The organism is Candidatus Pelagibacter sp. HIMB1746, from assembly GCF_052047555.1.
Taxonomy (GTDB): domain Bacteria; phylum Pseudomonadota; class Alphaproteobacteria; order Pelagibacterales; family Pelagibacteraceae; genus Pelagibacter.
This window is the reverse complement of the sequence record NZ_JBNAJZ010000008.1, coordinates 1-10,955: the sequence shown is the minus strand read 5'-3', so window position 1 is coordinate 10,955 and position 10,955 is coordinate 1. Positions and strand designations below refer to the sequence as shown.

Sequence of the window (10,955 nt, the reverse complement as noted above, 5' to 3'; positions counted from 1 at the left end):
AAATTACGACTAAAGAGATTAAAATTTTTTCTATAATATTATTTATTTTTTCTCTTAATTTTTTTGCTCAAGTTAAAACATTTATGTATTTATCTTGCTCTTTAAGTTTAGGAATTATTAGTTTTGCTATAATTTATGAAAAAATTAAATCTGATGAAAATAGGATAATATGTATTTTTATCTTTGGTTTTTTATCATTATTTAGCTTGCTTAATTATGATATGAAATTTTCAAAAAATGCTGAAGGAAAGTTTAAAAGCGTTAAATTTCTTCAAAACAAAGAAAATAAAATTAGTAGCAATAACTATAAATACTTCAAATATTTTATATGGGAAAAAAATTATTGGACATTTATTAAAAATTACAATGATACAATAAATCTAATCAAAAATAATTGTAATGATATATCTGGTGTTAATCTTTCAGATGATACATTTTTATATATATTAATTGGCGACAAAACATTGCAAAAAATACCATTTTATTTAGACAGTTCCCTTTATAAATTAAATGATATTTTTGATAAAAATTTAAAAAATAAAATCCAAAAAAAAATTACTGATAATTCAATTTACATTATCACCCATAAAAATAACGAAAAGAATATTCAATTTTCCGATAATTATAAAATAAAAAAAATTTATAAAAAAACATTTAAAACAATAGATGAGGAGTTTAGATTAATTTTTCCAAAAAAATGTTACTAATTTTCATTTAGCTCCGTTTTAGCTTCGTTCAATGCTTCATCTATAACAGGCTTCCATTTTTTATAAGTTTTTTTAATTATTTGTTTATAAAATTCCCTTTTTTCTGGTGTAAAATCCTCAACACTATTCTGTAGTTCTTTTTTAAGTTTTTCAGATAATTTTTTATCTGATATTGAATTTTTAATTTGTCTGTCTATTACAGGTTCTACTATTTTAACAGCTATTACAAAGAAAAAAACTACCAGTATAAATGAAAAAATTGCTTTTTTATAAAAGTTCATTTGGATATAATTTCATTAACACATTCTGAAATATATTTAATTTTATTTTTTGTTAAATTTAAACTTGATGGTAAATAAAATCCATATTTACTAATATAATCTGAATTTGGAAATTTTTTTGAATTATAAAAACTCATTTTCTTTAACATTTTTTGTCTGTGCATCGGCCAGAAAAAAGGTCTTGTTCCAATATTTTTTTCCTTCAATTTTTTCATAACATATTTGGCATTCATATTTAGTTTAGTATTTAATATTAAAATTCCAATCACCCAATATATATTTTTTAAATTATTGTTTGTAGGATTAGGTATAAATATATTTTTGTTTGAACTTAAATATTTGTGATACTGTCTTCCTATAAGATGTCTTTTTTTAACTATATTGTCTATTCTTTTTAATTGACTCAAACCTAGTGTTGCCTGAATGTTAGACATTCTATAGTTAGATGAAATATCATCATGATTAAATCTGTCTATTTTTCCAAAAGATAAATTTCTTAAATTACAAGCTTTTTTATATAAATTTTTAGAATTAGTAGTTATCATTCCACCTTCACCAGTAGTTATCTGTTTATTCGCATAAAAACTGTAAGTACTTATATCTCCAAAACTTCCATATTTTTTATCTTTATTAACTTGACCAAAATTTTCAGCAGCATCCTCCATTAAGATAATTTTTTTTTGCTTACAAATTTTAACTAGTTTTTCAATTTGAATAGGATAATTATAAATATGAGTTGCTATGATCAACTTGGTCTTAGCTGTTATATTTTTTAAAATTAACTCAATATTCATATTCCAATCAAATTTATTGCAATCTATTGGTTTTATTTTTAAATTATTTTTTAAACAAGCAATAGCATTTGAAAAAATTGTGAAATTAGGGATTATTACCTCGCTATCTTTAGGTAAATTTAGTGATTGAATTGCAACTTCTAATGCCGCTGTACCATTAGAAACAGTTATACCATATTTATGACCAATAAATTTTGAAAATTTTTCCTCAAATAATTTAACATTATTTCCTTCTGCTGATATCCAGCCACTCTTTAAGACTTTTAGTACAGATTGAATATCTGATTTTTCAATATTTGGTTCATTTACTGGAATAAACTTATCCAAAGTTCTTCAACCTTATTTTGTCTTTATCTCCTAAAAAAGGACCTTGTTTAATTTCTAACATCTCAGTTTTTTTTAAAGTTTTAAAACCGTGACTACCTTTGATTAATAAAATCATATCTTTTTTATTTAATATTATTGATTTTATTTTTTTATTTTTTTTATTATAAAAAAAAACTTGTAATTTTCCTGAGTACAAAATTAATAACTCTGACATATGTTTGATAATTTTTTTTGTATTTTTATGAAAATGAGGTTGTATGATATGCCCTTTTGGATGAGACATGAGACCAACCTGTAAATTATCAGTATTGGGAGTGAAAAATTTTATACCTTTAAATTTTTTTTTTCTATACTTAAAAACTTTAGCTACAATTTCATTATTAACTTTAATATTTTTAATCGAATAGAACATTTTAATTTATATGATCAATATAAATAGATGTTAATAAAAAATTAAATAAAAAATTGATAAAAATGACAACTAGTTGATTACTTCTAATATGTAAATGGCGGTCCCTAGGGGAATCGAACCCCTCTTTCGAGGATGAAAACCACGTGTCCTAACCGATAGACGAAGGGACCGAATTGCTGCTTTTTATTGTAAAAAAGAAGATTAATCAAGCTTATCGTATTAATTTTTGATTTAATTTTACGACTTTTTTAAGCCTTGAGTCTTTATGTGTCACTAAAGTTTCTGAAATAAATTTGTCTTTTTCAATTTTTATGCCTGAAACTAAATCACCAGATGTGATTCCAGTTGCGCAAAATATTGTGTCACCTTTGATAATTTCGTTTAAATCATATTTTTTTGTAAGATCATTAATACCCATTTCTTTAGCTCTTTGTTTGTCTCTATCTGTCACGAATAAAAATCTACCTTGGAAACCACAGTCATAAGAATCTAATGCAGCTGCTGCTAAGACACCTTCAGGCCCTCCTCCTGTTCCTAAAAATATATCAACAGAGTATTTTTCATCTGTTACCAATAGTGCTCCAGATACATCTCCATCAGATATAAATTTAATTTTGACTTTTAAATCTCTTAATTCTGCAATAATTCTATTATGTCTTGGTCTTTCTAAAATACATGCAGTTAAATGCTCAGGTTTTTTGTTTAAGTATTCACTCAAATTAAAAATATTTTTTTTAATTGAATAATCTAAATCAACAACATTTTTTTCTTTTACTTTAGTTGAGATTTTTTCCATATAAGTTTCGGGAGCTTTAAATAAATTATTTTTTTCAGCAATTGCAATTACCGATAAGGCGCCTGGAAGATTGTTGGCAGCAAAATTAGTTCCCTCTAATGGATCTACAGCGATGTCAAGTTCAGGACCATTATTGTTGCCAAGTTTTTCACCAATATACAGCATAGGAGCTTCGTCTAGCTCACCTTCACCAATTACTATTTGACCTTTTATATCCATATTATTTAACTCAGATCTCATAGAATCTACAGCCGACTTATCTGCTGCAATTTTATCTTTCTTACCAACAAAATTAAATGAAGCTATTGCTGCTTTTGATGTTACATTAACAAACTGATCTATAAATTTTTTATCTATGGCCATTAGGCTTTTTTATCAATTAATTCTTCATTTATAATTTTGGACTCAAATTCTCTTAAACGTTTATACACACTTGCAAGCTCAATTATTGTTGGCCATGCTTTTAATATATATTGCATAGAACCTTCAACTCTACCAAAAGCTCTAATTATCTGTTGCATTACACCAAGTGTAACAGCTCCAGCTACAATCGCCGGTGCTAAAAAAACATATGCTGATAATACATTTGCTTGTAAGTATGCAATTCTACCAATATTGAAATATAAGTATCTAATATAACTTAAGAAATGAATATTTCTTACACCATCAAACAATTCTTCAATAGTTTTTGGACGAATGGTTCCATCATCCTCTGCAATTACGAGTATTTTCCTATAAGCTGCTTCTTTTTTTTGTAGATCGTACTCAACACCTACTAACCTTAAAATTAAACCAAGAATAATTAAAAAAATAGTCCCCCCTACTGACCAGATTAAAGCACCTACTATCAATCCATAATCCCAATCACCAAAGAAAAAAATTGGAATTCCAACACTTAAACCAAATAAAATCGGCATAAATTCAACTAGTATCATTAAAGCTTCAATTAAACTTGTTCCAAGTGACTCCATTATTCTTGAAAATTTAATTGTATCTTCCTGAACCCTTTGCGCAGCTCCCTCTATTTTTCGAGCTTTATCATATACGCTATGATACCACTCAACCATTGCAGTCCTCCATCTAAACAAATAGTGTGAAGTAAAAAAACTAACAACAACTGCTACACCTACATACATAGCAGCCAAAGTTATGAAAGATAATAAGCTTGCCCAATACTCTTCTATAGTAATAGAGTTTGGTGCGCCTAAGGCTTTTTGAATCATATCGTAAAATTGACCAAACCATTCATTAATTTTTACATCAATTTTAACTTGTATCCAAAGCGATGATAAAATTAATGCTGAACCAATCCATGACCACAACAACCAATGTTTTTGAGTGAAAAATCTAAACATTTTTTATTTTAGAAAATTATCAGCGTAAGATTTTTTTACTGTTTTTCTTTTTCTAGGTTCAATTAACTCAAATTCTATTTTCTTTTTTTTTGCATAATTGATTGCTAGCTCTTTTGATGAAAACTCTAATTTTAATTCCGTATAAGTATCAGATGAGCTTTCCCAACCCATCAAAGGATTTTTTGTTGGATCATTAGTTTTAAATTCTAATACCCATTTGTCATTTTTTGCCAATCCAGATTGCATTGGGTTTTTGTTGGGAATGTAAATAATTGCTTTTTTCATAACGATGGTCGGAGTGGCAGGATTCGAACCTGCGACCCTCTGGTCCCAAACCAGATGCGCTACCAGGCTGCGCTACACTCCGTTCGAAGTACTAATACAATAGTTATTGATAATTTCAATGTATAAAGAAGCCTAAATTAAAAGAATTTTGAGTAAAATCTGATATATAACCAGGCATGATAATTACATGTCCTTGTGAAAAGAAACAATTCAAAATTGACAATTCGTTAATTCCTAATGAAGGACGTGAGCTACAATGTGGATCATGTGAAAGAGTTTGGTTTTATAAACCACAAAATGAAGGTGAAACTCCATTAGAATTAAATAATAATATTTCTGCAGATAAAACAGAACAAGATAATGAGGTAAAAGAAAAAAATTTAGAAATTAGCAAACCATTAAAAAAAGAAAAATTAATTGATGCTGAAATAGAAGTAGAAAACCCAAAAACTGTTGAAAAATCTGCAGGTAAAAAATCTAAATTATTTTCTCATTTGATAGTTTTTATCATATCTTTTGTTGCATTAATTATCTTTGTTGATACGCTTAAAACTCCTCTAATTAATGTATTTCCTGGATTGGAAATAATATTATTCAACCTTTTTGAAACATTGCAAGATATCAAACTATTTATTATAGACCTAACTTAAAATTTTATGATTAATTATATATCCAAACCTTTTAGATGGTTTTTTAAATTAGAAGCTGCAAGCGGGCTCGTCCTCTTATTTGCTGCTGTAATTGCATTATTTATAAGTAACTCAGGATTAGCAGATTTATATTTTGCTACTTTAAATAAATATTTATTTATAGGTATTAATAATTTTGGTCTAAAATTATCTGTATTACATTGGATCAACGACGCCTTGATGGCTATATTCTTTTTCTTTGTCACATTAGAAATAAAAAGAGAATTTCTACAAGGTGAACTTTCAAATATTAAACAGGCTTTACTGCCAATAATAGCTGCTGTAGGAGGAATGTTAGTTCCTGCATTATTTTACGTTTTTATTAATTTAGGCGATAGCGAAACGTTAAATGGATGGGCAATTCCATCAGCCACAGATATAGCTTTTTCTTTAGGAGTTTTGTCATTACTTGGAAAAAGAGTTCCTTTATCTTTAAAAGTATTTTTAACAGCTTTAGCCATAATTGATGATTTAGGAGCAATAGTAATAATTGCTCTATTCTACTCTGGAGATTTAAGCATTAAGTATTTAACATTAATGCTGTTAGCTTTTATTGTTTTGTTGTTAATAAATAAATTTAATATCAAAAAATTCTTACCTTATTTGGTAGTTGGACTTTTCCTTTGGGATTTTACTCATAACTCAGGTATCCACGCTACGATTGCTGGTGTTTTATTGGCTATGACAATCCCACATAGAAAAAAGGATAAAGATTTTTCTTTATTAATAAAAATAGAACACGCAATTAGTCCTTATGTTGCTTTTGGAATAATGCCTTTATTTGCATTTGCAAATGCAGGTGTTTCTCTTGAGGGTTTATCTTTTGCTTCTTTGTTGGATAAGGTTCCACTAGGTATTGTGCTTGGTCTATTCTTGGGTAAACAACTTGGTGTTTTTGTTTTCTCATATGTATCAATAAAATTAAAAGTTGCTCAAATGCCAAACGATACAAGTTGGTATAATTTTTATGGAGTTGGAGTTCTTACTGGTATTGGTTTTACAATGAGTTTGTTTGTAGGAAATTTAGCTTTCGTTGAAAACATGCAATATATGGATGGTGTAAAAATAGGTGTTTTGACTGGTTCATTACTATCCACTTTATTTGGTTATTTTTTAATATTACTTACTCCAAATAAACCCAAAAAATGAGAAAAGTAATATTTGTACTTTCTATAGTTATGTTTTTTTTTAAAACTTCAGCAACAGCAAACTATGAAAAAAAGTTTTATGATTTCTCAATCGAAAGCATATCAGGTGAAACAATAAATCTAAAAGAATACAAAGATAAAGTTATTCTGGTAGTCAATACAGCTAGTTTTTGTGGTTTTACCAAACAATATGATGAATTACAGGAATTATGGGATTTATATAAAAATAAAGGTTTAGTTGTTCTTGGAGTCCCCTCAAACTCTTTTAATCAAGAAAAAAAAAATAATTCTGAAGTAAAAGAATTCTGTGAAGTAAATTTTAATATCAATTTTCCACTAACAACAATCACAGAAGTTAAAGGAGAAAATGCTCATGAACTTTTCAAATGGGCAAAAGATAATCATGGTAAATCTGCTGTTCCAAAATGGAATTTTCATAAAATTTTAATTAATAAAGAAGGAAAAGTTGAAGATACATTTGCATCTTTTACTAAACCAATGTCAAAAAAGTTGATTAAATCAATTGAAAATATTTTATAGTTCTAAAGTTAAACCATCATGAGCAGGCAAAACATTCTTAGGTAATAACTTTTTAAGTACTTTATAATCTAACACAGGTGATAAATTTGTTAGAATAGCTTTTTTAGGTTTAAATATTCTGATTATATTAAGTGAATTTTCCAAATTGAAATGTGATGGATGAAAATTGTACCACAAACAATCAATTATTAAATATTTCAAGTTTTTAAAATATTTAAAATCTTTTTCAAAAATTTTGCTTACATCACTGATATAAGCTAATTTTTTATCAATAATAAAACAATTTGAATTTACTTTGCCATGCTCTACTTTAATAGATTGAATATCAATTTTTTTATTCTTATTTTTTGTATATATTTTTTTTGGTAATTTATTTAAATTCAAAGTTGCTGGATATTCTTTTGAGTAACTTTTGAAAATGTATGAAAATGAATTTTTAAGATATTTTGAAGTATCTTTATCTGCATAAACATTAATTTGTTTTCTGCTATTTATATAAAAAGATCTTAAGTCATTAATTCCATGAGTTTGATCTCCATGCATATGTGAAAAAAGAACTTTATTAATTTTTTTAACTTTATGTCTTAAAAGTTGTTCTCTTAAATCTGGAGAAGTATCTATTAGTATATTTTCATCAGTAGTTTTCAATAAAGCTGAGCATCTTGTTCTAAAATTCTTTTTATTATTTGGATCACAATTTCCAAAAAAACCATCTGGTCTTGGCACACCCATTGAACTACCACAGCCTAAAATAATAAATTTCATATTTTTTAATTAAAAAAAAGTTTATTAAAATTATTAGTAGTTAGTTCTATCAATTCTTTTTTAGAAATATTCTTTATTTCAGCAAGTTTTGCAGCTGTAAAATCTATAAATGATGGTTCATTTTTTTTTCCTCTGTTTGGAACTGGTGCCAAAAAGGGACTATCTGTTTCAATTAAAATATTTTCAACCGGAATCGATTTAAATGTCTCTTGTAAATCAACTGAATTTTTAAAAGTAATGATTCCGCTAGCAGAAAAGTGAGAATTTAAAGATAATAATTTTTCTGAAAATTCTTTTGAACCGGTAAAACAATGCATTAAAATTTTAATATTCTCATCTTTATAATGATTTAGAATTTCAAATGTTTCATCTTCAGCATTTCTTGAATGAACAATTAGAGGAACATTAGTTTTTATTGATGCTTGAATATGTTCTTTGAAACTGGCGATTTGTTTATCTTTTTCACTATTATTATAATAAAAATCTAATCCAGTCTCACCAATACCTATAATTTTTTTGTTATTTTTTAAGTTATCAATAATTTCATTAGCAGTAATTATGTTTGTAGAACTTTCATGTGGATGGATTCCAATTGTGCCATAAATCATCTCATCTCTATTAACAAGTTCCTTAACTCTAGAGAAACTTTCAAAAGATGTTGATATTGTTAATAGTTTTTCAATGCCTACATTTTTTGATCTTTGTAAAACATTTGTTAAATCACTTAACAAAGGTTCGTGATCTAGGTGACAATGAGAATCAATCATTATTTTTTTCTATTTTTTTAAATAGTATATCAATTTTATTAATATTATTTCCTTTGGTTAAATACTCATTATCTGCAAGTGAATTTAATTTTATTTGATCTTTATTGATATCAAAAATTTTTAGTGCTTTTAAAGAAGACTCTGGAATAATTGGATATAATAAGAAACTTATTTTTCGAACAATTTCCAATGTAGTATAGACAATTGTATTTAATCTAATTTGATCATCTTTCTTTTTCCATGGTTCTTGATCATTAAAATATTTATTGGCTTCAAAAAGAGAATTAACAATATAGTCTATATAAAAGTTAATATTTTGATGATCAATTTTAGATCTAATATTATCTAAATTTTTTTTATACTTGTCTAAAATAAATAAATCTTCATCAAGAAATTTAATTTCGGAAGGTATTTTTCCACCACAATTTTTGATCGCAAAAGCAGTAACTCTTTGGCATAAATTTCCATAATTATTTGCTAAATCACTGTTTATACAATCTTCTAATCTATCTTGAGAAATATTACCATCATTGCCAAAAGAAACTTCTTTGATTAGATAATATCTTAATGGATCTAACCCATACTCATCAATTATTTCTAATGGATCCAAAATATTCCCTTTAGATTTGGACATTTTTTCCTCTCCGGATAAAATCCAACCATGACCATAAACTCTTTTTGGTACTTCAATCTTGGCAGCTAATAAAAAAGCTGGCCAATAAACAGCATGAAATCTAAGTATATCTTTGCCAATTAAATGTATTGATGCAGGCCAAAATTTTTTGAATAATTCATCATCTTTATTTGGGTAATTTAGTGCGCTTAAATAATTTGTAAGTGCATCTAGCCAAACGTAAATTACATGATTTTTATTACTTGGAACTGGTATTCCCCATGAAAAACTTTTCCTACTAACTGATAGATCTTTTAGACCACTTTTTACAAAACTAATAACTTCATTTCGTCGAGACTCTGGATAAATAAAATCAGGATTATCTTTATAATATTTTAAAAGAGGTTTTTCCCATTTTGAGAGTCTAAAAAAATACGACTCTTCTTCAATCCATTCGACAGGTGATTTTGATGATATAGCTATTTTTTTACCATCTATTTCTTCTATCTCATCTTCGCTATAAAAAGCTTCATCTGATACTGAATACCAACCAGAATAATTTGATAGATAAATATCATCATTCTTTTCAAGTTCAGACCAAAGATATTGCACTGTTTTTTTATGCCTCTCTTCGGTTGTTCTAATAAAATCAGTGTTGCATAAATTTAGAGTATCTGAAAGATCTCGAAAAGTTTTGCTTATTTGATCACAAAATTTTTGAGGAGTCTCCCCTGCTCGTTCAGCTGATCTTTGAATTTTTAAACCATGCTCATCTGTTCCGGTTAAAAAATGTACTTTAAAATCATCAATAATTTTAAATCTTGCAAAAAAATCAGCAACTATACTTGAGTAAGCGTGTCCCATATGAGGTTTAGCTGATGGATAATAAATAGGTGTTGTAATATAAAAATTTTTATCCATTTAAAACTTTATCTTCAAATTCCATAAATAATGTCTCTTCATCTAAATTATAAATTTTAGTATCATTAATTTTTTTTAAAAAATAATGATAAAGGTGAAATAATTTAATATTTTTCGTAGATATATTGTTTCTAAAATAAACTTCAATAAAAGAATACATTAATTGAATAAAGGGTTTGTTTTTTTTGTAAGTCTTACTTGATATTAAACTTTGCAAAAAAGTATTTAAATTATAATCCTTAAGATCTAAATCAAAGTTTTCTGCAAGTTTCAATAATTCATATAATTTACCAGGTGTTGTAAAGTAATTTATTAAATCTTGATTTATAAAATTATAAACATCATCGTTTATTAATTTATTAACAATTTCAATAGATTGATCATTCGTTAAAAAAATTTTGAAATTTAAACATCTAGATTTAAGTGTTGGTAAAACTCTTTTATTATTATTAATTAAGATAAAATTAATATTTTCATTAGGTTCCTCTAAGACTTTTAGTAATGCATTAATAGAATTCAAATTTAATAATTCTATATTATCTATTAAAACAAATC

General features: G+C 26.4%; 13 protein-coding genes, 2 tRNA genes and 1 pseudogene. 4 read left to right on the top strand and 12 right to left on the bottom strand.

The genetic code is table 11. From position 1 onward, the window contains the following. Positions 1-707 (top strand): hypothetical protein (locus tag ACTTBM_RS07930; RefSeq protein WP_440635458.1); only part of this gene is annotated, 707 nt, incomplete at its 5' end. Here the strand turns inward: ACTTBM_RS07930 and ACTTBM_RS07925 are convergent. From ACTTBM_RS07925 to ACTTBM_RS07890, 8 genes are all read right to left on the bottom strand, one after another. Then, positions 704-988 carry a hypothetical protein gene (locus ACTTBM_RS07925; RefSeq protein ID WP_440635457.1) on the bottom strand — a complete coding sequence of 95 codons (285 nt, stop codon included), beginning with the start codon at positions 986-988 and terminating at the stop codon, positions 704-706. The two genes, ACTTBM_RS07930 and ACTTBM_RS07925, sit on opposite strands and share 4 nt — an antisense overlap. Beyond that, entirely contained in the window at positions 985-2,109 is a 1,125-nt protein-coding gene (locus ACTTBM_RS07920; RefSeq protein WP_440635456.1) for a DegT/DnrJ/EryC1/StrS family aminotransferase, read from the bottom strand. Before ACTTBM_RS07920 ends, ACTTBM_RS07925 begins: the two co-directional genes overlap by 4 nt. Continuing rightward, positions 2,102-2,521, bottom strand: coding sequence for a WbuC family cupin fold metalloprotein (locus ACTTBM_RS07915; protein WP_440635455.1), 420 nt, complete (start codon positions 2,519-2,521; stop codon positions 2,102-2,104). Before ACTTBM_RS07915 ends, ACTTBM_RS07920 begins: the two co-directional genes overlap by 8 nt. A 95-nt stretch (positions 2,522-2,616) precedes the next feature. Beyond that, a tRNA-Glu gene (locus tag ACTTBM_RS07910) sits at positions 2,617-2,691 on the bottom strand. A 41-nt stretch (positions 2,692-2,732) separates the two neighbouring features. Further along, complete coding sequence (gene glpX, locus ACTTBM_RS07905; RefSeq protein WP_440635454.1) at positions 2,733-3,680, bottom strand: class II fructose-bisphosphatase; 948 nt, start codon at positions 3,678-3,680, stop codon at positions 2,733-2,735. Next, a complete protein-coding gene (locus ACTTBM_RS07900; protein ID WP_440635453.1) occupies positions 3,680-4,672 on the bottom strand; it encodes a putative transporter in 993 nt (330 codons plus the stop codon). Before ACTTBM_RS07900 ends, glpX begins: the two co-directional genes overlap by 1 nt. A 3-nt stretch (positions 4,673-4,675) precedes the next feature. Then, complete coding sequence (locus ACTTBM_RS07895) at positions 4,676-4,957, bottom strand: ETC complex I subunit (RefSeq protein ID WP_440635452.1); 282 nt, start codon at positions 4,955-4,957, stop codon at positions 4,676-4,678. Positions 4,958-4,962: 5 nt separating this feature from the next. Further along, a tRNA-Pro gene (locus tag ACTTBM_RS07890) sits at positions 4,963-5,039 on the bottom strand. A 94-nt stretch (positions 5,040-5,133) separates the two neighbouring features. On the opposite strand from ACTTBM_RS07890, the gene ACTTBM_RS07885 reads away from it, so the two are divergent. The 3 genes from ACTTBM_RS07885 to ACTTBM_RS07875 are packed head-to-tail and all read left to right on the top strand — an operon-like array spanning position 5,134 to position 7,334. Then, positions 5,134-5,607, top strand: a complete 474-nt coding sequence (locus ACTTBM_RS07885; RefSeq protein WP_440635451.1) for a zinc-ribbon domain-containing protein — start codon at positions 5,134-5,136, stop codon at positions 5,605-5,607. A gap of 6 nt (positions 5,608-5,613) precedes the next feature. Continuing rightward, complete coding sequence (gene nhaA / locus ACTTBM_RS07880; protein ID WP_440635450.1) at positions 5,614-6,795, top strand: Na+/H+ antiporter NhaA; 1,182 nt, start codon at positions 5,614-5,616, stop codon at positions 6,793-6,795. Beyond that, on the top strand, positions 6,792-7,334 hold the full coding sequence (locus ACTTBM_RS07875) for a glutathione peroxidase (RefSeq protein ID WP_440635449.1): 543 nt from the start codon (positions 6,792-6,794) through the stop codon (positions 7,332-7,334). The genes nhaA and ACTTBM_RS07875 overlap by 4 nt, the downstream gene beginning before the upstream one ends. Here ACTTBM_RS07875 and ACTTBM_RS07870 read toward each other — a convergent pair. From ACTTBM_RS07870 to ACTTBM_RS07855, 4 genes and pseudogenes are all read right to left on the bottom strand, one after another. Further along, positions 7,329-8,099 (bottom strand): MBL fold metallo-hydrolase, encoded by a 771-nt coding sequence (locus tag ACTTBM_RS07870; RefSeq protein ID WP_440635448.1) that lies wholly within the window; start codon positions 8,097-8,099, stop codon positions 7,329-7,331. The two genes, ACTTBM_RS07875 and ACTTBM_RS07870, sit on opposite strands and share 6 nt — an antisense overlap. 5 nt (positions 8,100-8,104) lie before the next feature. Then, entirely contained in the window at positions 8,105-8,866 is a 762-nt protein-coding gene (locus ACTTBM_RS07865; protein WP_440635447.1) for a TatD family hydrolase, read from the bottom strand. Next, complete coding sequence (gene metG / locus ACTTBM_RS07860; RefSeq protein ID WP_440635446.1) at positions 8,859-10,400, bottom strand: methionine--tRNA ligase; 1,542 nt, start codon at positions 10,398-10,400, stop codon at positions 8,859-8,861. Before metG ends, ACTTBM_RS07865 begins: the two co-directional genes overlap by 8 nt. Next, positions 10,393-10,955: pseudogene (locus ACTTBM_RS07855) on the bottom strand (AAA family ATPase); the annotation flags it as partial. The pseudogene ACTTBM_RS07855 and the gene metG, both read right to left, overlap by 8 nt.

Excerpts from the sequence above, each read along its gene's own strand:
- ACTTBM_RS07925 (WP_440635457.1), bottom strand. The coding sequence starts at position 988 with ATGAACTTTTATAAAAAAGCAATTTTTTCATTTATACTGGTAGTTTTT.
- ACTTBM_RS07915 (WP_440635455.1), bottom strand. The coding sequence starts at position 2,521 with ATGTTCTATTCGATTAAAAATATTAAAGTTAATAATGAAATTGTAGCT.
- glpX (WP_440635454.1), bottom strand. The coding sequence starts at position 3,680 with ATGGCCATAGATAAAAAATTTATAGATCAGTTTGTTAATGTAACATCA.
- ACTTBM_RS07900 (WP_440635453.1), bottom strand. The coding sequence starts at position 4,672 with ATGTTTAGATTTTTCACTCAAAAACATTGGTTGTTGTGGTCATGGATT.
- ACTTBM_RS07895 (WP_440635452.1), bottom strand. The coding sequence starts at position 4,957 with ATGAAAAAAGCAATTATTTACATTCCCAACAAAAACCCAATGCAATCT.
- ACTTBM_RS07885 (WP_440635451.1), top strand. The coding sequence starts at position 5,134 with ATGATAATTACATGTCCTTGTGAAAAGAAACAATTCAAAATTGACAAT.
- nhaA (WP_440635450.1), top strand. The coding sequence starts at position 5,614 with ATGATTAATTATATATCCAAACCTTTTAGATGGTTTTTTAAATTAGAA.
- ACTTBM_RS07875 (WP_440635449.1), top strand. The coding sequence starts at position 6,792 with ATGAGAAAAGTAATATTTGTACTTTCTATAGTTATGTTTTTTTTTAAA.
- ACTTBM_RS07870 (WP_440635448.1), bottom strand. The coding sequence starts at position 8,099 with ATGAAATTTATTATTTTAGGCTGTGGTAGTTCAATGGGTGTGCCAAGA.
- ACTTBM_RS07865 (WP_440635447.1), bottom strand. The coding sequence starts at position 8,866 with ATGATTGATTCTCATTGTCACCTAGATCACGAACCTTTGTTAAGTGAT.
- metG (WP_440635446.1), bottom strand. The coding sequence starts at position 10,400 with ATGGATAAAAATTTTTATATTACAACACCTATTTATTATCCATCAGCT.